Origin of the sequence: Alcaligenes sp. (assembly GCF_050255915.1) — a bacterium.
Lineage (GTDB): Bacteria > Pseudomonadota > Gammaproteobacteria > Burkholderiales > Burkholderiaceae_B > Alcaligenes > Alcaligenes aquatilis.
Genome location: NZ_JBFWIQ010000007.1, coordinates 26,590 through 51,524, shown reverse-complemented (window position 1 = coordinate 51,524; position 24,935 = coordinate 26,590). Strand labels below are relative to the sequence as shown.

Sequence of the window (24,935 nt, the reverse complement as noted above, 5' to 3'; positions counted from 1 at the left end):
TAACAATAGGCTACCGTCTTTGATCAAATGCAGAGGCTTTTCAGGGCGTCAGATTCATATCCAGTGGCCACTGATCGAAACTGATAGATAAAGTCTTGCACCTCAGATCTGTCTTCAGCGCGGGAAGGATATGCATGATTTACCAATGCCACGGATGCAACAGAACAACTTTTGAGACGGCCTGCCCTTGGTGCAACAGCTCCGACACATCACCGTCTGCTACGCTGTCAACTCAGCAGTTGACCCCGCTTGACCCCTCTTTCTACCCTGACTTTCAGTATCAGTCCAAAGGACTTATCAAAGATTTTCTGGGTAAGAAGAAAGAGCAAGCACAGTTGAACGATTTGCTTAACAATGTACTGAGAAAATACGCGCAGCTTAAGCAGCCTTATTTCACAAATTTCATCCATACCACCCGGGAAACTGCGTCAACGTCCAACGACGTCGGGATGCCGGGGCCTAGGCCCGAAGGTATCTACACTGAACGTGAGCTCTTCAGAGAGGTGCTGATTCGTAAGGGGTTTGATGAGCTTGAAGGCTTGCCCTCACTGCTGGACAAGCTGCTTCTGACGACTTCGTTCAACTCAACTTACCTTGGCTTCTCCAGAGAGCTCAGCCGTCACATAAAAGCCGACCTGACCGAGACTCTTCGATCATGGATCGACGAGGCTGGAACGACGTTCAGATCCGATCTTGCTCTGTTTTATTACTACCTCTGGGAAAATGATATTTCCTACCCGGATATTCAATTCAACGCTCAAGCGAACGCAACGGTGAATATTCCTCTGATTTCCTTGTCCGCCTTCCTATCAGGGCTGAACCATTGTGAGCAGGTCTACTTCGACGTTCTCGTCGAGCGGCTGGGGAATCAGCTTGAACACTTCAATCCGAACCGGTTCATCACGATGTATCTGGTGGACGCAATGGACGGGTTCCAGTTCGAGGCCTTTTTGATGGAAGTTTTCCAAACCATCGGTTTCGACGTGAAAGAAACGAAGAAGACCGCTGACCAGGGTGCCGATTTGTTTGTGAGTCGGTTCGGCAAGAATATGGTGATCCAAGCAAAAAATTACACTGGCTCCGTTGGGAATGCCGCCGTTCAACAAGCGATCTCGGCCAAGGCATTCTACGGTTGCGACGAAGCCATGGTCGTGACCAATTCCTATTACACGAAATCGGCCAAAGAGCTTGCTTACACGGCTGGTGTTCGCCTCATCGATCGTGAAGGCTTGCAGACCTATCTGGATGATTACAATCAGAAGCTGATTGAGGTCTTCCAGGCTGAATCGGAGGATGAGGATGAAAAAACAATGGTGTAATTTAACCGTTCGATTAACTGCCAGATTGACCCTCACGGAATTGATTGAGCGTTTCGATGACCATTGAGCGGCAATGCCCATTCTTGATCACAGCTGCTGTTTCGCTCATGTGCAACTGAAAAAGCCTCGTTTTACATGCCAGGAAGCGAAGCCATACAGGGAAAGCACAGTGCACCAAAGCACCAGGCAGTGGTCAACGTTATCAGTCTATGTTGTGGTCGGAGAGATGCGCGAAGCAGCGAAAGCCGATGATGGGCTAAGGATAAGGTTCTAACCATTTCACTCCAATACATGTCGTCTGACCCGTTGCGACGTGACTGGCTGCTTCGGATCGATCACAGTCGCTCACTAAAGACGACTATCGGCTAACCAAGCAAAAAGAATCACTGCACCAACGATGCTGCTCACAGCATCGTTGGCTAGGCGGGTTCACCCCAACATCTTCAGCAAGGCCTCGGCGGCGGGTCTGGATGACGCCGGATTCTGACCGGAGATCAGCAGGCCATCGCTGACCACATGAGGTTGCCAGTCGCTGCCTTTGCTGTAATTGCCACCATTTCCTTTCAACATATCTTCCACCAGAAATGGCACGACGTCGGTCAGACCGACAGCCTCTTCCTCGCTGTTGGCAAAACCTGTAACCGACTTGCCTCGAACCAGCGGTGTGCCGTCAGCCGATTTCACATGGCGCAACACGCCTGGAGCGTGGCAGACGGCAGCAACCGGCTTGCCTGCGGCCAGCATGGTTTCGATCAATGCGATCGATGTGGGATCTTCGGCCAGATCCCACAAAGGCCCATGGCCGCCCGGATAGAACACGGCATCAAAATCAGTGGCCACAACGTCCATGAGCTTTTGCGTCTCGGCCAATACGGACTGAGCCGCCGGATCATCCTTGAAACGGCGGGTGTCATCGGTTTGCGCCGCTGGATCATCGCTCTTTGGGTCCAGTGGCACTTGTCCACCCTGCGGCGAGGCGACCGTGATCTGCGCGCCCGCGTCCTTAAAGACGTAGTAAGGCGCGGCGAACTCCTCCAGCCAGAAACCCGTTTTTTGGCCAGTGTTGCCCAGTTGATCGTGCGAAGTAAGAATCATCAAAATCTTCATGGAGCACCTTCTTTGAATGGAGGATAGGAAAGCAAGCAGTCACGCCAACGAGGTCTTACTCGCTAACGATGCCAATCACCAGCTTACCAAACGGCTGCTGGTAAGTATGCCGATCAAGGCCTGCGACGGCTGCCGAGATCGTCGTCCATGCCGTTGCGAGACAGAACCATGCCTTCCCGCAGCCACTTAAAATGATCACGTTGCGGCACCCACATTGCTAGGTCGTCCGTTCCAGGTTTATCTGAACCCAAGCTTTACTCAAACAGACAGACAGACAGACAGACAGACGGCGAATTTAACATTGCCAGTCTGGCTAACGTCAGTCAGGAACAAAGGAAGGATTTTGTATATGGATTCACCGCCGTTTCCTGCTGAAAACAAGGTACTGAAGAGACTGTTAGCGTCAACATCGAATTACTATTGATCCTGATACTTTCTAATTACATGCCAAGACTGAAAGCGCGTGCTTAACGTAAGCGGGTCATTCGTCACACCACCGGTTCAGTACGTAATCACACATCAACCTGGGGCTACCCATGAGACATACAGAAAGACACAAGACGCACCGGACAGGATGGCTTCGTGCTGCGGTTCTTGGTGCGAATGACGGGATTGTCTCTACAGCAAGCTTGGTCTTGGGTGTGGCCGCCACAGGAGCAAGCGCAAAGAGCATTCTTGTGGCCGGCGTTGCCAGCCTGGTCGCTGGGGCCATGTCTATGGCGGCGGGTGAGTATGTGTCGGTCAGCTCCCAAGCCGATACAGAGAATGCGGATCTGGCCCGCGAGAAGGCAGAGTTGGCTAAGGACCCCGAACAAGAACATGCAGAGCTCACTGCTATTTATGTCAATCGCGGCTTGGATGAAAACCTGGCTTCAAATGTAGCGACCCAGCTCATGGCTCACGACGCACTCGGGGCCCATGCACGAGACGAGCTTGGCATATCCGAGACCTTGGCGGCCAAACCGGTACAGGCTGCACTGGCCTCCGCTACGACGTTTGCAGCCGGCGCCCTGCTTCCTTTGCTTGTGGTTCTGCTGCTGCCAACGGCTGCACTCATGTGGTATGTCGCAGGCAGCTCACTGCTTTTTCTGGCACTGTTAGGCTTGATCGCTGCCAAGGCAGGCGGCGCTCCTCTATTTATCTCGACCGCCCGCGTGACCTTCTGGGGGGCATTGGCGATGGGACTAACGGCTGGCGTCGGTGCCTTGTTTGGCGTTGCTGCTTAATTGCAGTTTGTTCTTTGGCAATCATAGGCCCGAACACAAAATTTCCGACACTCTCTCAGCTACCCACGCTAAGACCCACGACTCCTAAACCTTTCGCCCAACAACTACGCCCAACAAACATCGGCCCTAGCGCGCATACAGCCTGAATTAACTCGACTGCAGCAAGGAAGTTTTGCTCCAGAGCGGCTTGCCAATGAGAAGTCTCCAACTGAGCAAAAGGCATAGACGGATGCCCGCCCGCATTGGTCACCAGAATGTCGATGTCCGAGCACGCGGCAGCTACGGTTTTTCTGTCGGCCGCCTGAGAAAGATCGGCGGCAATCCATTTGGCTGCGGCACCAATAGAGGCTTCAATCTGTTTGGCGGCTTCTTGCAACTTGTGTTCGCTGCGAGATACCAGGGTGACTTGCACGCCTTCAGCGGCTAGTGCCTGGGCACACGCCAGCCCCAAACCACTCGACGCCCCACAGATTAACGCGCGTCGTCCGGTAATTCCTGAATCCGTTTGTATTCTTCTTAGTGGAGCTTTACAACCGAGTCGTTCACATAGAAGTACCATTACAACTCACTATTTTTTTGGATAGAGCAAGCTCGCCCTATCCACATAGCTGCCTATCAGACATATCAAAACTGGTTTTTTAAAGGTTTACAGTCCCCCCTAGAGTCCGCTCAAAACTCCTAACGACTATTTGCATCGTATGTATCTACCAACAAATAGCTATCTACAAAAAACCATTATCCAATGCCACCGAACGATTCAGTTTTCTATTTATTCGATGTAGAGACACATTTCTTTTTGTTAGTTATTATTCTGTCTGCTTTCGGCCAGAAGCTGACGGTCAGCAAATAAGCCCAAAAGCTGCTGCTCGCGCCCTACAACTGTATGCTTACGGGGGCATTTGTGTGCTGCTGCTTTTCATTCCCCATTTGGTAGGGTAAAAACCCTTGAAAACCTAGGCTAGGAGCCAGTCGCCTCGTGATTCGAGCCGAAATCTTATACGGCAAAATTGCTACCCAAATTTATAGTTAGCCCTTATGAGAACAAAATCACCTCACCGCTCTAGCATCGTCGAAGAAATCCTAGCTGGAAGGGGCGCATTGGCAGAGCTTTTTGTAGCTACCGTATTGCTTGCATTGGGCGTTAACGTTCTCGCCTCAGCAATGGCGGCCATTCTCGGGATTTCAAATGAAGGGCTCCTTTTACTGGGCCTGTCTATGGTGCTCCTCGCATTTGCACTTATCTCTCGAAAGTTTATTGAAAAGCGACGTGTTCAACGCTCGTTTGAGGGATTGTTTGCCTACAGAAAGAACGAAAATATTCTTGTCAAGATCCCTCGCTACGATTTCTCTGAGTCATTAACCAGCTACTTGCAGAGTCTATTTGCTGAGAATGAAGCAATAAAAAAACTCTGGGATAAAGAACCACTCTCCGGAATTATTGAGTATGACAAGGACTCTCAGAAACTGAATTTTAAGAACGTCGCCTCGAAAGCTCTGATTGCGGAAGCCACTGAGTACTATCTTCTCGACATGCTTTCAACCCATCTCAAGGACTTCTTTAACCAACCTCCATTCGACGATGCTCTTCTCGTGGAGTTCGGCAGAGAAGACGTTCCATCCGTTCTTTTCAAGAACAGATTTCTAGATACGTTTTCTAGGCCAATGATAGAACGGCCTGCCTTTGTAGATTCAGCCATGTCAGACAAACCGAATCACGGGAGGATCGTAGTTTCCTATGGCCCAAACAATGTTCGCTTTGAGTCCTTCGACCTGGTTCTGCCTAGCGAAGCAACAGTCACGCGTATATCTGAGCGGCGAATTGAAATAGACACACCGAAATTTTGCTTGCATTTGGAAGTGAGCTTTCCTGGTGTTAATGCAAATCTTCCGAGAGGGTTTGAAAAGCTTTACTTAGAGGAGGAAGATCAGCTCTCATTAAGCGTCTATCAGATAGAAGTACGCATTTCTGTCGAATTCAAAGCTCTTGCATTGCTTACGCGAGCTGGCTGGGAGTACCACATGTGGCTTGACTCCTTCATCGCCTCCTTTGAGCGTAAATTCGCACAAGATTCATTCTTCGAAATGATCGACTGGGATAGAGCCATGACCGTCGCTCGGGTAATGCACAGAGCTTCTACGGTATCGAAAAAATCTGCAAATGTGCCTCAGGACTAACCAATCATTCCACTGGACTTGCGCGAAAAGCCCCGCATACCGGTGAATACAAACGTTGCTAAACGTTAGCTTCTCCATAATGTCGTCAATTACCGCTTAGGGTCGAAAGCAGACACCTATACGTTAATCTGCGTCACTAAGTAAGACTCAGCACAAAAAAAAAGCCAATCAACCCAAAGCTGATTGGCTTTTTCTTCAACCCTGAATCCTACTTACGCAGCAAAATCCTCTTCCCCCAGATACGCCGCCCTCACCTTCGGGTCATGCAGCAACTGCGCAGCCGGGCCTTCCAGGATAATCCGCCCCGACTCCATCACATATCCCCTATCCCCCAACTCTAAAGCCAGTCGCGCATTCTGCTCGATCAGCAAAATCGTCACACCTTCTTTAGCAATCGTCTGGATCAGTTCAAAAATCCGTTCAACCATGATCGGCGCCAAGCCCATGGACGGCTCATCCAGCAGCAGCAATGAAGGCCGGGAAATCATCGCCCGTCCCATTGCCACCATCTGCTGTTCCCCACCAGACAAAGTCCCTGCCGATTGTTTCTTACGCTCGGCCAGACGCGGGAACAAAGTATAGATACGCTCGATATCCTGGCGGACTTCGTGGTGGTCCTTACGGGTATACGCCCCCATGGCCAGGTTTTCTTCGATCGTCAGTTGCGGAAAAATCCCCCGCCCTTCTGGCACCATGACCACCCCACGGCGCACCAGTTGGTGCGATGGCAGGCCGATGATGCTTTCACCTTGATGTTCGATCTGTCCTGCAGCCGCAGGCACCAGGCCTGTGATCGCTCGCAGCGTGGTGCTTTTACCGGCGCCGTTGGCACCAATCAAGCAAACCAGTTCACCCTTGCCCACTCGCAGGTCCAAGCCGCGTACCGCCCGAATGCCGCCATAAGCCACATCCAGACCCCGAATATCCAGCATCAACGGTTCTGTGCTCATGCCTTTTCCTCTTCAACGGTAATACCCATGTCTTTGGCGGCACCTGCGCCCAGATAGGCTTCAATCACACGCGGGTTGTGTTGGACTTGGGCGGGTTTGCCTTCGGCTAGTACCTTTCCATACTCCAGCACCAGAACTCGATCACACAGGCCCATCACCAGCTTCATATCATGTTCGATCAGCAGGACGGTAATGCCGTCACCACGGATTTTTTCAATCAATTGGCGCAGGACGACAGTCTCGGACGGGTTCATGCCGGCAGCGGGTTCGTCCAGTGCCAACAGCATAGGATCCGTTGCCAGTGCTCGGGCGATTTCCAGGCGACGTTGGTCGCCATAGGACAGGGAGCGCGCAATCTCGTTGGCGTGCTGGGCAATGCCGACGTAATCCAGCAGCTCGTAGGCGCGGGCCTCGATTTGTTCTTCCTCCTGGCGGGTAGCGCGATTACGCAATACCGCCCCCAGCACGCCTGCACGGGTGCGGACGTGGCGGCCGATCATGACGTTTTCCAGGGCAGACAAGCTGCCGAACAAGCGGATGTTCTGGAAGGTACGCGCAAAACCGGACTCAGCGATTTGATGGGGTTTGCAGTCGGTCAGGTTGCGACCGGCAAAGGCACAGCGGCCCGACTCGGGGATGTACAAGCCCGTCATCACATTGAACAGCGTGGTTTTACCCGCTCCGTTCGGACCGATCAGACCGTAGATATCGCCCTTGCGAATGCTGAAACTGACGTCGGACAAGGCCTGCAAACCACCGAAGCGTTTGGACAAGCCTTCTGCCTGCAGCAGCACCTCGCCGTCTTTTACGTGTTGGTTCATGGTCAGACTCATGCTTGCACCTGCTTCATTTTGCGCTCACGACGGCGCACCGCAGAGGGCCACAGGCCTTCAGGGCGATAGATCATGACTAGTACCAGGGCAAAGCCAAACAGCAGCATACGAATGCCGTCCGGATCCAGAATCACATCACCAAACACGCTTTGCTGCAGCGGAACCACAACCGAGCGCAACAGCTCCGGGAATACGGAGAGCAGCAAGGCTCCCACGATCACACCAGGGATATGGCCCATGCCGCCCAGCACCACCATGCACAGCACGGAGATCGATTCGGTCAGGCTGAAACTCTCTGGGCTGACGAAGCCTTGCATGGAGGCAAACAAGCCCCCTGCCACGCCACCAAACGTTGCACCCATCGCAAACGCCAGCAGTTTGACGTTACGGGTATTGATCCCCATGGCCTTGGCCGCGATTTCGTCTTCACGAATGGCTTCCCAGGCACGGCCAATACGGGAGTGCTGCAAGCGTACGCAGATAAACACAATCAGTAGCGTGATCAGCAGGAGCAGGTAATAGTATTTCTCTGGCCCGGTAATCCGTATGCCAAACAGGGTTTCCGCCTTGCCGAAAATGAAGTCGCCAATCTTGAAGGTATCGACCCGGTTGATCCCTTGCGGGCCGTTGGTGATATTGACGGGCGCATCCAGGTTGTTCATGAAGATACGGATAATTTCTCCGAATCCCAGCGTCACAATGGCCAGATAGTCGCCTCGCAAGCGCAGCACCGGAAAGCCCAGCAGCACACCGAATACGGCCGCCAAGGCGATCCCGGCTGGCAGCACCATCCAGAACGGCAAGTGCAGACCAAAATGTGGTGAGGCCAACATGGCCCAGACATAGGCCCCAACGGCATAGAAGGCGATATAGCCCAAATCCAGCAAACCCGCAAAGCCCACCACAATGTTCAGGCCCAGGGCCAGCATCACGTACAGCAGGGCAAAGTTCAGCGTGCGAACCCAGCTTTGACCGGCCATCCCCAAAACAAACGGCAGAATGGCCAGCACCACACCGATAAGAAGCGCACCGACCCAGACTTTAGCGGGTGTTGCGGGACGCTGTTTGGAGCCAGCGCCACTTAGGGTTTGATTCAGACTCATGCGCGATCTCCCACACGTTCACCCAATAAGCCCGAGGGACGGAAAATCAGCACCAGGATCAGCACGATAAAAGAGAACACATCCTGATAGTTACTGCCAAAGACCCCATTGGTCAGGTCGCCGATATAGCCTGCGCCCAGAGCTTCGATCAGGCCCAGCAGCAAGCCCCCCAGCATGGCGCCGCCCAAATTGCCAATGCCACCCAAAACAGCGGCGGTAAAGGCTTTCAGGCCCAGCATGAAGCCCATGGTGTATTGGGCAACACCGTAGTAGGTCACGATCATGACGCCTGCGACAGCCGCCAAGGCCGAGCCAATCACAAAGGCTGCGGAGATCACCGTATTGATGTTCACCCCCATCAAACCGGCCACTTCCCGGTTCTGGGCGGTGGCACGCATGGCCGTGCCCAGACGGGTACGGTGCACCAGCACCATCAGGCCGGACATGATCGCAGCGGCACCAACAATAATCAGAATTTGCAGCAAGCTGATGCGCGCTTCGCCCAGTTGGAACACCATCGGCTCAATAATGTGCGGGAAGCTCAAATAATTGCGCCCCCAGATCATCATGGCCAGATTCTGCACAATAAAGGACACACCGATAGCCGTGATCAATGCCGCCAGACGGGGAGCACGACGCAAGGGACGATAGGCATAACGCTCTGCCGTCCAGCCTATGCCCATGCAGACCGGAATCGCGGCCAGAAGAGCCAGTCCCACCATCAGCCAGGCGGACAGCCCTGCCGGGTCCGCGCCGACCAGCGACAACACCACTGTCGTAGCCAGCATCGCCCCAACCATGACGACATCACCGTGCGCAAAATTAATCAGGCCAATAATTCCATACACCATGGTGTAGCCCAGCGCCACCAGGGCGTAGACACTGCCCACGGTCAGGCCATTTATTAGTTGTTGTATCAGGATTTCCATAGATTGGGACTCGTGGTCATTGCTCCCTGCCCTGGCGCATGGCGATAGAACAGGGAGCGTGGGCCTGCCAAACACAGGCCACGGTAAAGATGAGCCCCATAGGGCTCAAACTGCAGGATCAAACGCGCTTAGTTAGCCTGACTGACCATGGTTTTTACCATCGTCCACTTACCATCTTTCACTTCATAGATGGTGACGGCAATTTCTTTCAAGTCGCCGTTCTGGTCGTAGGCAATGTTGTTGCTGGTAGCGCCGTTGCGTTTCAAGGCGGCCAGCTTGGGCAGATAGTCTTCTGCTTTGGAGGAACCCGCTTCTTTCATGGCAGTGATCATGTTCCAGGCACCGTCATACGCGTAAGGCGCGTAAACACCAGGATCAGCCTTGAAGCGGGCCTGGTAGTCCTTGGCGAACTTCTCACCAGCGACCATGGTGGACAGCGGCACACCGGCCAGGGACGCGTAGGTGCCGTCAGCCGCATTGCCAGCCAAGCGCAGGAAGGTGTCGCTGCGGGTCATTTCGCCCGAAACCAGCGGTGCCTGAATGTCCAGAGTCTGCATCTGGCGCTTCATGGGGCCGGACTGCGCATCCAGACCGCCAAAGAAGATGGCATCGGGCTGTTTGGATTTGATGTTGGTCAGAATGGAGGTGAAGTCGTTGGCTTTGTCCGTGGTGTATTCACGGGCGACGATCTGGCCACCGGCTTTTTCTACCGCACGGGCCACCTGATCTGTCAGACCTTGACCGTAGGCGGTCCGGTCATCGATCAAAGCCACTTTCTTGGCAGCCAGATCCTTGACGATGAACTGGCCCACCGCCGCACCTTGCTGGGTGTCACTGGTCATCATGCGAAAGGTATTGTCGTACCCTTGCTGGGTGTACTCAGGCGAGGTTGCCATGGCGATCTGGGGGATACCCGCGTCATTGTAGACACGCGAGGCGGGAATGGTGGTGCCCGAGTTGAAATGGCCCAATACACCATCCACCTCATCGTCCACAATTTGCTGAGCCACCTGAACGGCGGTACGCGGGTCAGCCTGATCATCCTTGGCGACCAGCTCAAAGCGGGCGGTTGCACCGTCAATCTCAATCTTTTGGGCGTTGGCCTCTTCCAGCGCCAGCACCAGACCGTTGCGCATATCTTCACCGTAGTGAGCTTGCGGGCCGGTCAGGGGAGCCGCAAAACCCAGCTTGATAACCTTGTCAGCGGCCAAGGCGGGGCTAGCCGCCAATGCACCGAAAACCGCTGTCGAAACCAAGGCCAATTTAAAGGTCGTGATGGACTGCATATTGTTCTCCTTCGTTTTTAATATAGCCGCGCTACAAGCCGGCCCGTGCCGTGAGAATAGACGCCGGGCCGCCGCTCCAGGTGAAATGTGCGACCAAACGTGTGCATAGAAATGAGTGCCCGCCAAGATCAACCAACCATCATCAAACTGGCATTGCCTCCAGCTGCCGCTGTATTGGTACTAACTGAGACTTCACGCAGCAAACGCTCGATCACGTACGCTGCGCCCTCCTCCAATTCCTGTGTCAACAGCCCCTGAACCCCAACAATGGGACCAGGGCGTTCAGCCACCTGGCCCAGCACGTGCCGGAGTTCATCGCTGTCGCCTTCAAATAAAACAGCATCATAATCTGCCTCACCCAAATCGGACATGGTGATTTGCTCGGCAGGGGCATCGTGCCAATTGCCCAAACCCAAACGGTCCAGCAAGATGGCCTGGTTGCCGCTTTGTGCGCAGGCCTCACGCTGGGCGCGCCAGCCAGATACGCTAACGGGCATGCACAGAACGCGCCCCCGTGGGTACAGCCGATACATATTGGATTCACCCGTCGGGCCGGGCAAGACCACGCCCTGTTCCTGCCAAGCTTGCAAGGGCAGATTCTGCGGACAACGGCTAAGCAGTCGGCGCAGGTACAAGGGGCCGCCCGCTTTGGGCCCCGTACCCGACAAGCCTTCACCACCAAAAGGCTGTACGCCTACCACCGCGCCTACCATATTGCGGTTCACATAAACGTTACCGGCGTGAATGCGCGAAACGACACGATCCACGGTTTCGTCCAAACGAGTGTGAACGCCAAAGGTCAGGCCGTAACCACGTTCGTTGATCTGATTGATCAGGCTGTCCAGTTCGCTGCGCTTGAAGCGCATCACATGCAATACGGGGCCAAAAATTTCACGTTCCAGATCCTTGACCTGTTCGATCTCAATAATGGTCGGCAAGACAAACGTCCCTGTCTGGATACGGTTTTGCTCGCTTTGGGTAATGCGGAAACCCGCCTCGCGCATGGCGCTGATGTGCTCTTCAATACCGGAGCGGGCTTCTTCATCAATCACCGGGCCTACATCGGTACTGAGCAGATCGGGATTGCCCACACTCAGCTCCTGCATGGCACCGTTGAGCATGCTCAGCACGCGTTCGGCCACATCCTCCTGAATACACAGCAAACGCAAAGCGGAACAACGCTGACCGGCCGAGTCAAAGGCCGAGTTCAAGACATCAAACACCACCTGTTCAGGCAAGGCCGAGCTGTCAACCACCATGGCGTTCAAGCCACCGGTTTCAGCAATCAGCGGCACGGCCTGACCATCTGCCGTCAGGCGTGTGGCCAATTGACGGTTCAAGCCCTGGGCCACGGCGGTCGAGCCGGTAAACATGACGGCATTGACCTGCTCACTGGCAGCCAAAGGGGCTCCTACGGAAGGGCCATCACCAGGCAGAAGCTGCAAGGCACCGGGAGCAATCCCGGCTTTGTGCAACAACTCGACCGCCGCCGCCGCAATCAGGCAGGTTTGCTCAGCGGGCTTGGCCAGCACGACGTTGCCTGCCGCCAAAGCCGCCGAGACTTGACCCAGAAAAATAGCCAGGGGAAAGTTCCAGGGGCTGATGCACAGCACCACGCCAACAGGACGATATTCGTCATTATCAAAGTCGCGCAAGACTTGTCCCGCGTAGTAGCGCAGGAAGTCCACGGCTTCTCGCACTTCAGCAATCGCATTCGCATAGGACTTGCCGGCTTCACGTACCAGCAGGCCCATCAGATCTTGCATATGATCTTCCAGCAGTTGGGCGGCTTGCTGCAAGGCGGCGGCACGCTCTTGTACCGGCGTGGCCTGCCAGATAGGCGCATAGTGGCTAGCGGCTTCCAAGGCCTGCTCCACATCCTGCGCCGTAGCAAACATGACCTGCCCCACCACATCCTGATGATTGGCTGGATTGCGCACCATCGTTGCCTTGGACTCATCCCAGACCGGATTGCCCTGCCCCAGGATGGGCTGAGCCTGACGTGGCAAGGCGACGGTTTGCATCAAAGTTGCAGCCAGGGAACCCAGGCGATGCTCATTGCTTAAATCCAGACCGGCCGAGTTCAAGCGCTGCTCGGCATCCCAATACAACTGTCGCGGTAGAGGAATCTTGTCATGTGGGCGACCCAAGGGTTGCAGGCTCAAGGCCTGGGCGACGGGATCGGCAATCAGTTGCTCCATGTTCACATCGGCATCACCAATCTGATTCACGAAGGAGGTATTGGCACCGTTTTCCAGCAAGCGACGCACCAGGTAAGCCAGCAAGGTTTCATGCGAACCCACAGGTGCGTAGATACGGCAAGGACGATTCAACTTGCCGTCCTTGGTCGGGCCGACCACTTCGTCGTACAAGTCCTCACCCATGCCGTGCAGGCACTGGAATTCATACTGGCCGGTGTAGTAGTTCTGACCGGCCATCATGTAAATGGCGGCCAGAGTTTGGGCATTGTGTGTCGCAAACTGCGGATACACGGCTTCGGGGGCCTGCAGGAGTTTGCGAGCGCAAGCCAGGTAAGACACGTCTGTATGCACCTTGCGGGTATAGACGGGGTAGTCTTCCAGGCCATCAACCTGGGCACGTTTGATTTCCGAATCCCAGTACGCGCCTTTCACCAAGCGGAGCATCAAGCGGTGTCCACTACGGCGGGCCAGGTCAATCAAGTAATCGATGACAAAGGGTGCGCGTTTTTGATACGCCTGCACCACAAAACCAATGCCGTTCCAACCTGCCAAAGACGGGTCAAAACACAGCTTGTCCAGCAAGTCCAAGGACACTTCCAGACGGTCCGCTTCTTCTGCATCAATATTCAGGCCCACATCGTAGTGGTGAGCCAGTTGCGCCAAGGACAGCAGGCGCGGGAAGAGCTCATGCATAACACGATCGCGCTGGGCACGGCTGTAGCGCGGGTGCAGTGCAGACAGTTTGACGGAAATGCCGGGGCCTTCGTAAATCCCACGGCCCTGGCTGGCACGACCAATCGCGTGGATGGCCTGCTCATAAGCCTGGTAGTAGCGCTGGGCATCTTCCGCTGTCGTGGCGGCCTCACCCAACATGTCGTAGGAGTAACGGAAGCCCTGCTCTTCAAATTTGCGGCTATTAGCCAGTGCCGAAGCAATGGTCTGCCCGGTGACGAACTGCTCGCCCATCATGCGCATGGCGACGTCCACGCCTTTACGAATCAGGGGTTCGCCGCCCTTACCAATCATGCGGGTTAAGGCAGAGGATAAATTCTTTTCGCTATTTACGCTGACCAAACGACCTGTCAGCATCAACCCCCAGGTCGCGGCGTTCACAAACAGCGAGGGAGACTCGCCCATATGCGCGCGCCAATCACCGTGACTGATCTTGTCGCGAATCAAGGCATCACGCGTGGCGCGATCGGGGATGCGCAGCAAGGCTTCGGCCAGACACATCAAGGCCACACCTTCCTGGCTGGACAGGGAAAACTCCTGAATCAAACCCTCGACCCCACCACCACGGCGCTTGGCGCGCAGGGCTTTGACCAGACGAGCGGCCAGTTCCTGGGCACGCGCACTTTGGGACGCACGTGCGGCGCTCAGCAGCAAAGGCAGGCAATCAGTTTCGGGACGGCGATAGGCGGCCGTAATGGCAGCACGCAACACGCTTTGCGGTTGCACATCTTGGGCAAAGCCGTAAAACGGGATCGACGGCATCAACACACCGTCCTCAAGCGTCTCAGCATCGCCCCCACTACGCAGAGCCAACTCGCTGGGCAACACACCACGCTCTATCCCTTCGATATAGGACAGCAAAGCCTGCTTATGCAGCCAATGTGGGGTGCACTGCAACTGATCAGCCGCACGCCGCAAACGTTCGCGCAGCTCTATATCGACTTTGATCCCTAAGGTTGTGCTCGCCATGCTTCTTATCCCGGTTACGCTTTTTTGACTGCGATATGCCGAAATAATACTGACGGTTAACCCAATTTCGTATTCAGGTTAACCCGTGCAAGAAAAAGTTAACCCTAGCATTTAACTCACACAGATCATGGCCTTGCCCAACATCGCAGGAACAGATTTGCCTTGCATTTGAGCGGCCAGCGCATCGGCCCAGCGCTGCTGCAATTGACGATGTGCCTGCACCAGTTCTGGAACAGTAGACGCCGGCTCGGAGTCCAGCCAGCGGCACTGTTGGGTTTTCCCCTCAAAACCAATTGGCGTCAAGGTCCAGCTCAATTCCAGGGTGGCGCGTTCGCCATAGACAGACTCAAAGCGCTGCACCAACACATCAATCTGCCAGTGGGGTGTTTTCGCAGCGGTACTGGCCAACTGAGGAACACTCAGGCGATCCTGCAAACCGGACACCAAAGCCAGGGACATTTCATCGGGCAAAGGCGATGCCCACTGGCTATCGTTCAGCAAATTAACCTGTCCACCGGCCGCCTGCGTCAGCACAAAGGCTCGGCGATCCAACTGGGCGGGCATATCCATACGCCGCAACTGAAAGCCCTTCCATGCTTGTGTGGATGGGGCTGCAGCCGCCGGAGCGGCATGAGCGGTTTGCAAGGTGTCGTAAGTAGGCGTGGTCGAGGCGCAAGCCGTCAGCAAACCGGCAAACGCCACGGAAATCAGAAAACGGGACATCATGGCGCAGGCTCCGGCAGTACGTCAGGAGAACGACCTCGCAATATTGCCGAGGGCTGGCTTTGCAAGGTATCACTTAAATCACGCAGGGATCGCAAGGAGCGTTTCAGCTCGTTCAAGGTTTGATCCACCGAGGTATTGAAGGAAGAGTCCGCGTCCAGCATGGCGCCCAGTTTCTGAACTGCTGCATCCATGGATTTGAGAGCCCCATTCAATTGCGGCACCGTCGTCTTGTCCAGTTGCTTGAGCACCTGGCTCAACTCCGTCAGCCCGCTTTGCAGATTCTTGCCAATCTGATCGAACGGAATCGCTGAAATCTTCGTGACAATGTCGCTGACCTGCTCTTGCAAGCGATCAAAATCACCGGCGATCACGGGCACCACCAAGGGTTTGGCCGTCTCATCGAACTCGACCTCATCGGCCTTATCGAAAAACTCCAGGGCAATATACTGCTGACCGGTAATCAGGCTGGCAGGACGCAACTGGCCCCGCAACCCACGTTCAACCATCGGTTTAAACAAAGCACTTATCGGGTCTTTTTCGTCTGGTCGAGTTTCTACAATCCGCTCGTACAGGTGACCGAAGCGTTGCGGATAAATACGCGCTTTTACTAAAGCGAAAAAGCGTTTGCGCTCAAAGTCGAATTCCAGATCCACGTCGTAGACCTGGCCCAGTTCCAGGCCCCGGAATTCAACCTTGGAACCCGGCCTCAAACCGCGTACAGACTGATGGAAATGAAAGCGCAGCTCCACCGCCGGGCCGTCCGGCTCGGCCATGGCACGATCTTGTGTAGGGAAGAGCTCGTATTGGGTATCTGCTGCTGCTACTTCCGTGGGCTCGCCTTCCATCTGATCAAAAGCCAGACCGCCTGCCAAAGCAGAAACCAAGGAGTGCGTACGCACATTGAAACCCGTGGAATCCAGAGACATATTTACACCACTGACGTTCCAAAAGCGCGAACCCTGGGTCACGAATTTATCATTGGGTGCATCCACAAACACCTGTACACGTACCCCATCACCTTCTTCGTTCAGCTCGTAGCTGCTGACCTGCCCAACCTGAATACCTTTGTAGTACAGGGGGGAGCCCAGATCCAGCGAACCCAGTTCCGATGCGGTCAGCACATAGCGTTTGCCGGCACGGCCACTAATCACTTCGGGTGGGCTTTCCAGACCCACAAAGTCCATTTTCTGCGCCTTTTTGTCCACTTCAAAAGGCGCGTCTACACCGATATACACACCCGAGAGCAAGGTCCCCAATCCCGACACACCACTTAAGCCCAAACGTGGACGCACCACCCAAAAGCGCGTGTCTTTTTGTGTGATGAATTCAGAGCCATCGCGCTCTAACTGTGCGGTCACCAAGACTCCCTTACGGTCAGGGGCCACCTGAATGTCGGAAATCGTGCCCACATCCACTTCGCGGTAACGTAGCTTGGTCTGGTCTACCGCCAAGCCTTCGGCCGAGTCGAAGCTGATCGTGATACGCGGCCCGGTCAACATCCAGTTTCGCAGTACCAACGACGCCCCCACCAAAGCAGCGGCGATAGGCAAAATCCAGATCCAGGAGAATCGGGATCGCTGCGCGGAAATCAGTCTTGGCTGCGCGGGCTCGGTTTGACCGTCAGGCTGATTAGTTGTGGGATCGTGCACCTTGTTTCCTTCAGGAAGTCGCCTGTGATGCAGGCGAAGACAGCTTGGTTTGCGGTTCTATTGTTTGTTCTTCGTCGGTGTCCTGGTCCCAGCCCTGACGCGGGTCGTAGCTAAGCGCGGCCAGCATGGTCAAGACCACGACCATGCCAAAGCTCAAGGCCCCTGCCCCAGGAATAATTTGTGACAGTCCAGGGAAGTTGGCCAGCGCTGCCATCAGGACCACCACGAATACGTCCAGCATGGACCATTGCCCAATCAGCTCGACCATATCGTAAATACGGTTACGTTGACGCTGTACACCATTGCCCCGCCAACGACGCCCCACCAGCAGAACCACCAAAGCCAGGAGCTTGGTAATGGGGACGACAATACTGGCGATAAACACGATCAAGGCCAGGTCCCAGGAGCCCAGTTGCCAAAGCTGAATCACCCCACCCAAAATCGTATGGGCACTCGTACCCATAATGCTGCGCAGCTCCATCACCGGCAAGACATTAGCGGGAATATAAAAGACACAGGCCGTCAGCACCAGGGCGGCAACCCGCCTGCGGCTATTGGGTTTGCGTTTGTGGACAGGGGCTGCACAGCGATGACAGCGTGTATTCTGGCTGGCTTGAACAAAGCCGCAATGGGTGCAGGCGCTCCAGTCCGGATGCGCGCTCAAGACCTGGCGCGTCGCAACTGGAACCAGCTCACGATCCTCTGCCCAGCGCCAAAGACGAGCTGCGGTAATACGGCTCAGGCCCGTCAACAGGAACGTCAGCGCAAAAAATGCGTACAACCCTGGTGCCACAGTCAAATGCCCGATTCCGGCAAACTTCACAATCGCCACAATCAAGCCCAGAAACAGTACGGCCGTCATGGACCAATGCTCCAGATGACTCAGAACACGCAGACCGATGCCAAAATCGCCCGGCAAGGGCTTTTCACGGGCAATCAAACCCAAGGCCCAGAACTGGAAGATCAGTTGGAACAGCGGCAGCCAGAAACCGACCAAACCCGCCATCACGGACAGGCCCCAGTACCCCTGCTGCCAGATCAGCAACAAGGCTTTGGGAAACGTGGGCGATACTGTTTTACCCGCCATGCTTAGATAGACAACGGGAAACAGATTGGCAATCAGGAAAAGGATGAAAACCGCCAGAACCAGCGCTTGCCATTCACGTGGCGAAAAGCGGCTGTGGCGGTAAAGTTCGGTATCGCAACGTACACAACGCGCGAGCCCCGCTCCTGGAACGGGGACTCGCTCGTGTACGGTGTCACAGTGCGTACAGACGATTAAGGGGCGCGATGCCCTCACGGCTTAGTCGACTAATTCCGGCTCGGGACGCGAGGAGGTCTTGCTGCCGGGTTCGTCGGGTCCCGAAGAAGGATATTCCAGTACCACCTCGCCATTCTCGTCCAGATCAACCTCGACCTGACCACCATCGACCAGGCGGCCAAACAGCAGCTCGTCAGCCAGAGCACGGCGAATGGTGTCCTGGATAAGTCTGTGCATGGGGCGGGCACCCATGGCGGGATCGAAACCCTTGGCCGCCAGATGCTCGCGCAAGGCGTCCGAGAAGGACACTTCGACGCGCTTCTCGTGCAACTGGTTTTCCAGCTGCATCAGGAACTTGTCCACCACGCGCAGGATAATGTCGCGCGACAAAGGCTTGAAGCCAATAATCGCATCCAGACGGTTGCGGAACTCTGGCGAGAAGTGGCGCTTGATGTCCTGCATTTCATCACCCGAGCGCTGCGGCTGGGTAAAGCCAATGCTGGTTTTGTTCAGCGCTTCGGCACCCGCGTTGGTGGTCATGATCAGGATGACGTTACGGAAATCTGCCTTGCGGCCATTGTTATCCGTCAGCGTGCCATGATCCATCACCTGCAGCAGGATGTTGTAGACGTCCGGGTGCGCTTTCTCGATCTCGTCCAACAACAGTACGCAGTGCGGCTGTTTGGTAACCGCTTCGGTCAGCAAACCGCCCTGGTCAAAGCCCACATAGCCGGGAGGCGCACCGATCAGGCGCGACACGGTGTGACGCTCCATGTACTCGGACATATCAAAGCGCAGTAGCTCTACCCCCAGCACAAAGGCCAGCTGACGCGCCACTTCGGTTTTACCCACGCCGGTCGGGCCGGAGAATAGGAAGGAACCGATGGGTTTGTCGGGTAGACCCAAGCCGGAGCGCGCCATCTTGATGGCTGCTGCCAGGGCGTCAATCGCCACATCCTGACCAAACACCACCGATTTCAGATCGCGTGCCAAGGTTGCCAACTTATTGCGATCGTCGCTGGAAACGGTCTGGGGAGGAATGCGAGCAATACGCGATACCGTCGCCTGGATGTCCGCCTTGCCGATAACTTTTTTCTGCTTGGAGCGTGGCAGCAGACGCTGCGCCGCACCGGCCTCGTCGATTACATCGATAGCCTTATCAGGCAAAAAGCGATCGTTAATGTAACGGGCAGACAACTCCGCCGCCGCGGTCAGGGCAGCCGCCGAATAACGCACCCCGTGGTGCTCTTCAAAACTGGACTTCAAACCGCGCAAAATCTGGATGGTCTGTTCCACCGTGGGCTCGGCCACATCAATTTTCTGGAAACGACGCGACAAGGCGTGGTCTTTCTCGAAAATCCCCCGGTATTCCGAGTACGTGGTTGCTCCAAGACACTTGAGCTGACCGGAGGACAGCGCAGGTTTGAGCAGATTGGACGCATCCAGCGTACCGCCCGAAGCCGAACCGGCTCCGATCAGGGTGTGGATCTCGTCGATAAACAAAATGGACTGCGCTGTTTCCTTGAGCTGCTTGAGCACCGCTTTCAAGCGTTGCTCGAAGTCGCCCCGATACTTGGTACCGGCCAGCAAGGCCCCCATGTCCAGCGCATAAACACGCGCTTCGCTAAGAATGTCCGGCACATCACCACGCTGAATGCGTAGGGCCAGGCCTTCAGCAATCGCGGTTTTACCCACGCCAGCCTCCCCCACCAGCAAAGGATTGTTCTTGCGGCGACGGCACAGAACTTGGATGACGCGCTCCACTTCCTTTTCACGGCCAATCAAGGGGTCAATACGACCCAGGCTGGCTTCAGTGTTCAGGTCCGTGGCGTACAGATCCAGTGGCGACTTCTGGGCGTCCGAGCGGGTATCCGCTTCCGCCGCCGCAGCCGCCTTGGGAGGCTCGGGAGCGGCGGGCTCCGGATTGGCCTTAGTGATGCCGTGCGAGAGAAAATTGACGACATCCAGGCGCGAGACACCTTGTTGCTGCAGGTAATACACTGCATGAGAGTCTTTTTCCCCGTACATCGCCACCAGCACATTCGCGCCGGAAACCACGTTTTTACCGGAGTTGCTGGACGATACGTGCATGATGGCACGTTGTATCACTCGCTGAAATCCCAGCGTGGGTTGGGTGTCAACCTCGCCTTCACCAGGGAAAGTGGGCGTATTTTCGCTAATGAATTTACGCAGATTCTGGCGCAGTGCATCAATATCGGCAGCACATGCTTTCAACACTTCCAGCGTGGAGGCGTTATCGAGCAGGGACAACAGCAGATGCTCTACCGTGATGAATTCATGGCGCGCGGCACGAGCCTCGACAAAGGCCATGTGTAGACTGACTTCAAGTTCTTCGGAGATCATGCTTCCTCCTACACGGCAAGAGTAAAACTAGGGGTTAAAGCTATTCTATGACTAATTTGCCTGATCTGAACAATACGGTAAACCACTAAATGGTCAAGCATCAGGCACCGGCTCCATCACACACTGCAAAGGATGCTGTCGCGACTGCGCCAGTTGTCGCACAATTTCCACCTTGGTGGCCGCGATATCGCGCGGATACACACCACAGACAGCCCGACCCTCGTAATGTACTTTAAGCATAAGCTGTTCGGCCTGCTCCGGGGTCTTGGCAAATACCCGCTCCAGTATATTCACCACAAATTCCATGGGCGTGTAGTCATCATTGAGCAAGATGACCTGATACATGGGTGGTGGGGCAAGCCGCGCGGATTGGCGCTCTACCGTTGTGGCGCCTTGCTTATCGATCTCAATGGCCATAATACAGAACTAGGTGCTTTCCATAGGTTGACTGGGGGGAACAAAATTCAGCATCATCCGACTGATCGTGTCAACTTCACAATAAAAAGTGGGGTGCCGCGATCACAGGCCCAGGGAGGGGCCGAAAAAAGTATCAACCATACACTAAGTTGAGAGGCAGCAAGCATGTCGGAAACTACCACCACCGCAGGCACTGGAGACAATCAAAAACTATCCGGGACCGTTAAGTGGTTCAATGATGCCAAAGGCTTTGGGTTTATTACACCCGATAACGGCGGCGAAGATCTCTTCGCTCATTTTTCATCCATTCAGATGAACGGGTTCAAGACTTTGAAAGAAGGCCAGAAAGTTCTGTATGAAGTTGCCCAAGGCCCTAAAGGCAAGCAGGCACTTAATATTACTTCGCCTTAAGATCTCTTGCGCTCTCGATTCTAACAAAAGCAGGTTCGCAACACACATGCAGTATCGCACGACGACTACGGGGCCTGCGCGCCCTGTTTTTTTTGCCTGTCTTCTGGCCGCGTTTTGTATCAGCGCCCCGGCCCAGGCCAAAGAGACTCTTCCCACCCTGACCCTGAGCCTGGGTTCCAAACAAATTCAGGCTGAAGTGGCCGATCGCGACGAGACTCGTGCTCAAGGTTTGATGCATCGAGAAAGCCTGGCCCCCAATCACGGCATGTTATTTGTATTCGAGCAAACCGGAATGCCTTGCTTCTGGATGAAGAATACGCCCTTGCCGCTGGATATTGCCTTTATTACCGATGAAGGCACGATTACCAATATCGAAGCCATGCAACCCTTTGATCTTCAATCCCACTGCCCGGTGCGACCTGTGCGCTACGCCTTGGAAATGGAACAAGGCTGGTTCAAGCAAGCAGATAAAAAGGCCGGTGAGAAAATCACCGGCCTGCCTGCTCTGAAACCGTAGTTAGACGCGCTCAAGAATCAAAGCCACGCCCTGTCCGACGCCAATACACATGGTGCACAGGGCGTAGCGACCGCCTGTGCGGTGCAATTGGTTGATGGCTGCAATTGCCAGACGCGCACCACTGGCACCCAAAGGATGACCCAGAGCAATTGCGCCCCCGTTCGGGTTCACACGCGGATCGTTATCAGCCAGACCCAACATACGAGTTACCGCCAAGCCTTGAGCGGCAAAGGCTTCGTTCAGCTCGATCACATCCATTTGATCCAGTGTCAGGCCGGCCAAGGCCAGGACTTTCTGGCTGGCCGGTGCTGGCCCAATACCCATGATACGAGGCTCGACACCCGCAAAGGCCATGGCCACCACACGAGCGCGTGGAGTCAGACCCTGAGCTTGAACCGTTGCCTTGTCGGCGACCAGCAGCGCGCAAGCGCCGTCGTTCACACCCGAGGCATTACCGGCCGTCACGGTGCCATCGGCACGCACGACAGGCTTCAGACGAGTCAGGGACTCCAGAGTCGTGGCACGCGGATGCTCGTCCTTGTCCACCACAATGGGATCGCCCTTGCGCTGGGCAATGATCACGGGGGTGATTTCTTCAGCCAGAATGCCCGCTTCTTGAGCCGCAGCAGCACGCAGTTGGCTGTTCAGGGCAAAGACGTCCTGGTCTGCACGGGACACATTGAACTGCTGGGCGACGTTTTCAGCCGTTTCAGGCATGGAATCCACACCGTACTGCTCTTTCATGGCTTTGTTGATGAAACGCCAGCCAATCGTGGTGTCATAAATGTTGGCGCTACGGGAGAACGCCGATTCAGCCTTGCCCATCACGAAGGGAGCGCGGCTCATGCTTTCTACACCACCAGCCAGGATGAAGGAGGCATCGCCAGCGCGAATCGCGCGAGCAGCCGAACCAATCGCGTCCAGGCCGGAGCCGCACAAACGGTTCAAAGTCACACCAGGTACGTCCACGGGCAGACCGGCCAGCAGCGCGGACATGCGTGCCACGTTACGGTTGTCCTCACCCGCCTGGTTGGCGCAACCGTACATTACATCGTCCAACTTGGACCAATCGACTTGCGGATTGCGCTTGATCAACGCGGCGATAGGCACTGCACCCAAGTCATCCGCCCTCACAGCGGACAGCGAACCGCCATAACGTCCGAAAGGCGTACGAATTGCGTCACAAATAAAGGCGTCCTGACTCATGAAAATCACCCTGATAACTTGAATAAAATCACGCGAGAGCGCTATAGAGAGCGCTCGAAATCTACTGTTTTGATAGTAGCGCTTGAGAGCTGGCAGGATTTTTATCATTACGGAGGCCGTCCGCTGCGCGGTCAATTTCTCAGACCCCCAATAGCCAGCTCGAAAGAAAATACGGATAGACGAAATCCACCGTTTGCCGTCCAACTATCCGGCAGCTCTCTCGAACCTCAGCCTCGCCCCCCTCTCATCGTCCCAGTGTAAACCCCATGACGCGTAGCCCCATGGCATACTTTCACCGTTGGCATTCTCTACAGGCTCATCATCATGCAAGGTAATCCCGAAGTCCTCGACTATCTGAATCAATTGCTGCGCGGCGAACTCGCAGCGCGTGACCAGTACTTTATTCATTCCCGCTTTTATGAGCATCTGGGTTTCACGCAGCTTTACGAGCGCATGAACCACGAAATGGAAGAAGAGACCCAGCACGCTGACGCCCTGATCCGTCGCATCCTGATGCTCGACGGTATTCCCGACATGCGCCCCAATGCGTTTGAGCCCGGCAAAGACGTGGTCGGCATGTTGCGCAAGGACCTGGAGCTGGAATATGAGGTTCGCGCTGCTTTGCAAAAGGGCATTGAACTGGCCGAATCCGCCAGCGACTTTGTCACCCGCGACATTATTCTGGCCCAGTTGCGCGATACGGAAGAAGACCATACCTACTGGTTGGAAAAACAATTAGGTCTGATCGAGAAAGTGGGTCTGGAAAATTACCAGCAATCCCAGATGTAACGCTTTCGACAACAAGGTATGGCGGCCTCTGCCCTATGCCTTGTTTTCATTGAAGCCATAAAAAAAACCGCCAGCATGCGCATGGCGGTTTTTTCTTGCCGGGCAGCACTCCAATGAGCGCTACCCACGACCTGAGCGATTAACCCAGGTTTTTGGCGGCAAAATCCCAGTTCACCAGGTTCCAGAAAATTTCCAGGTACTTGGGACGGGCATTGCGGTAGTCGATGTAGTAGGCGTGTTCCCACACATCACAGGTGATCAGGGCAACGTCATCGGAAGTCAGGGTCGTGCCAGCGTTGCTGGTGTTGACGATATCCAGGGAACCGTCGGCCTTTTTGACCAACCAGGTCCAGCCCGAACCAAAGTTGCCAACAGCAGACTTGGTGAAGGCTTCTTTGAAGGCATCAAAGCTGCCCCATTTGGCATTGATGGCATCGGCCAGTTTGCCGGTAGGAGCGCCGCCACCGTTAGGGGACAGGCTGTTCCAGTAGAAAGTGTGGTTCCAAACCTGAGCAGCGTTATTGAACACGCCACCGGAGGATTTCTTGACCACATCTTCCAGGGAAGCATTTTCAAATTCGGTGCCAGCAACCAGGTTGTTCAGGTTGGTGACGTAAGCCTGATGGTGCTTACCGTAGTGAAACTCCAAAGTCTCTTTGGAGATGTGTGGCTCAAGGGCGTTGAGTTCGTATGGAAGAGCTGGAAGAGTGAATGCCATTTCAATTCCTTCTAAAAAAAAACCGGGTTTGGTATCCAACAAGGACG

General features: G+C 55.0%; 21 protein-coding genes. 6 read left to right on the top strand and 15 right to left on the bottom strand.

The genetic code is table 11. The annotated features are described in order from the left end of the window. Positions 1–134: 134 nt before the first annotated feature. Positions 135–1,319 (top strand): restriction endonuclease, encoded by a 1,185-nt coding sequence (locus AB7E06_RS10415; protein WP_427956822.1) that lies wholly within the window; start codon positions 135–137, stop codon positions 1,317–1,319. Positions 1,320–1,748: 429 nt separating this feature from the next. Here the strand turns inward: AB7E06_RS10415 and AB7E06_RS10410 are convergent, their stop codons facing one another. Continuing rightward, positions 1,749–2,426 carry a type 1 glutamine amidotransferase domain-containing protein gene (locus AB7E06_RS10410; RefSeq protein WP_125277489.1) on the bottom strand — a complete coding sequence of 226 codons (678 nt, stop codon included), beginning with the start codon at positions 2,424–2,426 and terminating at the stop codon, positions 1,749–1,751. Positions 2,427–2,962: 536 nt separating this feature from the next. On the opposite strand from AB7E06_RS10410, the gene AB7E06_RS10405 reads away from it, so the two are divergent. Further along, positions 2,963–3,652 (top strand): VIT1/CCC1 transporter family protein, encoded by a 690-nt coding sequence (locus AB7E06_RS10405; protein ID WP_395029341.1) that lies wholly within the window; start codon positions 2,963–2,965, stop codon positions 3,650–3,652. Between the two features lie 55 nt (positions 3,653–3,707). On the opposite strand, the gene AB7E06_RS10400 is transcribed toward AB7E06_RS10405, so the two are convergent. Beyond that, on the bottom strand, positions 3,708–4,211 hold the full coding sequence (locus AB7E06_RS10400) for an SDR family NAD(P)-dependent oxidoreductase (protein ID WP_257790049.1): 504 nt from the start codon (positions 4,209–4,211) through the stop codon (positions 3,708–3,710). 476 nt (positions 4,212–4,687) lie between these two features. Here AB7E06_RS10400 and AB7E06_RS10395 point away from each other — a divergent pair, with 476 nt between their 5' ends. Further along, on the top strand, positions 4,688–5,827 hold the full coding sequence (locus AB7E06_RS10395; protein WP_159063911.1) for a hypothetical protein: 1,140 nt from the start codon (positions 4,688–4,690) through the stop codon (positions 5,825–5,827). A 212-nt stretch (positions 5,828–6,039) separates the two neighbouring features. Here AB7E06_RS10395 and AB7E06_RS10390 read toward each other — a convergent pair whose 3' ends face one another. From AB7E06_RS10390 to clpS, 11 genes are all read right to left on the bottom strand, one after another. Next, a complete protein-coding gene (locus AB7E06_RS10390; RefSeq protein ID WP_427956817.1) occupies positions 6,040–6,777 on the bottom strand; it encodes an ABC transporter ATP-binding protein in 738 nt (245 codons plus the stop codon). Continuing rightward, positions 6,774–7,610 (bottom strand): ABC transporter ATP-binding protein, encoded by an 837-nt coding sequence (locus AB7E06_RS10385; protein WP_427956814.1) that lies wholly within the window; start codon positions 7,608–7,610, stop codon positions 6,774–6,776. Before AB7E06_RS10385 ends, AB7E06_RS10390 begins: the two co-directional genes overlap by 4 nt. Next, complete coding sequence (locus AB7E06_RS10380) at positions 7,607–8,713, bottom strand: ABC transporter permease subunit (RefSeq protein WP_376912741.1); 1,107 nt, start codon at positions 8,711–8,713, stop codon at positions 7,607–7,609. Before AB7E06_RS10380 ends, AB7E06_RS10385 begins: the two co-directional genes overlap by 4 nt. After that, a complete protein-coding gene (locus AB7E06_RS10375; RefSeq protein ID WP_094196387.1) occupies positions 8,710–9,642 on the bottom strand; it encodes a branched-chain amino acid ABC transporter permease in 933 nt (310 codons plus the stop codon). Before AB7E06_RS10375 ends, AB7E06_RS10380 begins: the two co-directional genes overlap by 4 nt. Positions 9,643–9,770: 128 nt before the next feature. Then, positions 9,771–10,928: a branched-chain amino acid ABC transporter substrate-binding protein gene (locus AB7E06_RS10370; protein WP_376912740.1), complete on the bottom strand. Its 1,158-nt coding sequence runs from the start codon at positions 10,926–10,928 to the stop codon at positions 9,771–9,773. 128 nt (positions 10,929–11,056) lie between these two features. After that, the gene (gene putA / locus AB7E06_RS10365) at positions 11,057–14,830 is read right to left on the bottom strand and encodes a trifunctional transcriptional regulator/proline dehydrogenase/L-glutamate gamma-semialdehyde dehydrogenase (RefSeq protein ID WP_427956809.1); all 3,774 of its coding nucleotides are present in this window, start codon (positions 14,828–14,830) and stop codon (positions 11,057–11,059) included. Positions 14,831–14,941: 111 nt separating this feature from the next. Continuing rightward, the gene (locus AB7E06_RS10360) at positions 14,942–15,556 is read right to left on the bottom strand and encodes a PqiC family protein (protein WP_427956806.1); all 615 of its coding nucleotides are present in this window, start codon (positions 15,554–15,556) and stop codon (positions 14,942–14,944) included. Then, positions 15,553–17,205, bottom strand: coding sequence for an intermembrane transport protein PqiB (locus tag AB7E06_RS10355; protein ID WP_427956803.1), 1,653 nt, complete (start codon positions 17,203–17,205; stop codon positions 15,553–15,555). The genes AB7E06_RS10360 and AB7E06_RS10355 overlap by 4 nt, the downstream gene beginning before the upstream one ends. A 10-nt stretch (positions 17,206–17,215) precedes the next feature. Then, a complete protein-coding gene (locus AB7E06_RS10350; protein ID WP_234354400.1) occupies positions 17,216–18,505 on the bottom strand; it encodes a paraquat-inducible protein A in 1,290 nt (429 codons plus the stop codon). Between the two features lie 3 nt (positions 18,506–18,508). Then, positions 18,509–20,830, bottom strand: a complete 2,322-nt coding sequence (clpA, locus tag AB7E06_RS10345) for an ATP-dependent Clp protease ATP-binding subunit ClpA (RefSeq protein ID WP_094196382.1) — start codon at positions 20,828–20,830, stop codon at positions 18,509–18,511. A gap of 93 nt (positions 20,831–20,923) precedes the next feature. Continuing rightward, positions 20,924–21,247, bottom strand: a complete 324-nt coding sequence (gene clpS / locus AB7E06_RS10340) for an ATP-dependent Clp protease adapter ClpS (protein ID WP_026482895.1) — start codon at positions 21,245–21,247, stop codon at positions 20,924–20,926. A gap of 165 nt (positions 21,248–21,412) precedes the next feature. Between clpS and AB7E06_RS10335 the strand changes: the two genes are divergently transcribed. Further along, positions 21,413–21,658 (top strand): cold-shock protein, encoded by a 246-nt coding sequence (locus tag AB7E06_RS10335; RefSeq protein ID WP_003801483.1) that lies wholly within the window; start codon positions 21,413–21,415, stop codon positions 21,656–21,658. A 46-nt stretch (positions 21,659–21,704) separates the two neighbouring features. Continuing rightward, on the top strand, positions 21,705–22,175 hold the full coding sequence (locus AB7E06_RS10330) for a DUF192 domain-containing protein (protein ID WP_094196381.1): 471 nt from the start codon (positions 21,705–21,707) through the stop codon (positions 22,173–22,175). On the opposite strand, the gene pcaF is transcribed toward AB7E06_RS10330, so the two are convergent. After that, the gene (gene pcaF / locus AB7E06_RS10325; RefSeq protein ID WP_094196380.1) at positions 22,176–23,381 is read right to left on the bottom strand and encodes a 3-oxoadipyl-CoA thiolase; all 1,206 of its coding nucleotides are present in this window, start codon (positions 23,379–23,381) and stop codon (positions 22,176–22,178) included. 324 nt (positions 23,382–23,705) lie between these two features. On the opposite strand from pcaF, the gene bfr reads away from it, so the two are divergent. Further along, the gene (bfr, locus tag AB7E06_RS10320; protein WP_042487888.1) at positions 23,706–24,170 is read left to right on the top strand and encodes a bacterioferritin; all 465 of its coding nucleotides are present in this window, start codon (positions 23,706–23,708) and stop codon (positions 24,168–24,170) included. 139 nt (positions 24,171–24,309) lie between these two features. Here the strand turns inward: bfr and sodB are convergent, their stop codons facing one another. Continuing rightward, positions 24,310–24,888 carry a superoxide dismutase [Fe] gene (gene sodB, locus AB7E06_RS10315; RefSeq protein ID WP_094196379.1) on the bottom strand — a complete coding sequence of 193 codons (579 nt, stop codon included), beginning with the start codon at positions 24,886–24,888 and terminating at the stop codon, positions 24,310–24,312. Positions 24,889–24,935: the final 47 nt, after the last annotated feature.

Bases quoted from the DNA above. Each gene is read 5' to 3' on its own strand.
- AB7E06_RS10390 (WP_427956817.1), bottom strand. From the start codon at position 6,777: ATGAGCACAGAACCGTTGATGCTGGATATTCGGGGTCTGGATGTGGCT.
- AB7E06_RS10415 (WP_427956822.1), top strand. From the start codon at position 135: ATGATTTACCAATGCCACGGATGCAACAGAACAACTTTTGAGACGGCC.
- AB7E06_RS10405 (WP_395029341.1), top strand. From the start codon at position 2,963: ATGAGACATACAGAAAGACACAAGACGCACCGGACAGGATGGCTTCGT.
- clpA (WP_094196382.1), bottom strand. From the start codon at position 20,830: ATGATCTCCGAAGAACTTGAAGTCAGTCTACACATGGCCTTTGTCGAG.
- bfr (WP_042487888.1), top strand. From the start codon at position 23,706: ATGCAAGGTAATCCCGAAGTCCTCGACTATCTGAATCAATTGCTGCGC.
- AB7E06_RS10400 (WP_257790049.1), bottom strand. From the start codon at position 4,211: ATGGTACTTCTATGTGAACGACTCGGTTGTAAAGCTCCACTAAGAAGA.
- AB7E06_RS10360 (WP_427956806.1), bottom strand. From the start codon at position 15,556: ATGATGTCCCGTTTTCTGATTTCCGTGGCGTTTGCCGGTTTGCTGACG.
- clpS (WP_026482895.1), bottom strand. From the start codon at position 21,247: ATGGCCATTGAGATCGATAAGCAAGGCGCCACAACGGTAGAGCGCCAA.
- putA (WP_427956809.1), bottom strand. From the start codon at position 14,830: ATGGCGAGCACAACCTTAGGGATCAAAGTCGATATAGAGCTGCGCGAA.
- AB7E06_RS10385 (WP_427956814.1), bottom strand. From the start codon at position 7,610: ATGAGTCTGACCATGAACCAACACGTAAAAGACGGCGAGGTGCTGCTG.
- AB7E06_RS10370 (WP_376912740.1), bottom strand. From the start codon at position 10,928: ATGCAGTCCATCACGACCTTTAAATTGGCCTTGGTTTCGACAGCGGTT.
- AB7E06_RS10335 (WP_003801483.1), top strand. From the start codon at position 21,413: ATGTCGGAAACTACCACCACCGCAGGCACTGGAGACAATCAAAAACTA.
- AB7E06_RS10395 (WP_159063911.1), top strand. From the start codon at position 4,688: ATGAGAACAAAATCACCTCACCGCTCTAGCATCGTCGAAGAAATCCTA.
- AB7E06_RS10330 (WP_094196381.1), top strand. From the start codon at position 21,705: ATGCAGTATCGCACGACGACTACGGGGCCTGCGCGCCCTGTTTTTTTT.
- pcaF (WP_094196380.1), bottom strand. From the start codon at position 23,381: ATGAGTCAGGACGCCTTTATTTGTGACGCAATTCGTACGCCTTTCGGA.
- AB7E06_RS10380 (WP_376912741.1), bottom strand. From the start codon at position 8,713: ATGAGTCTGAATCAAACCCTAAGTGGCGCTGGCTCCAAACAGCGTCCC.
- sodB (WP_094196379.1), bottom strand. From the start codon at position 24,888: ATGGCATTCACTCTTCCAGCTCTTCCATACGAACTCAACGCCCTTGAG.
- AB7E06_RS10375 (WP_094196387.1), bottom strand. From the start codon at position 9,642: ATGGAAATCCTGATACAACAACTAATAAATGGCCTGACCGTGGGCAGT.
- AB7E06_RS10410 (WP_125277489.1), bottom strand. From the start codon at position 2,426: ATGAAGATTTTGATGATTCTTACTTCGCACGATCAACTGGGCAACACT.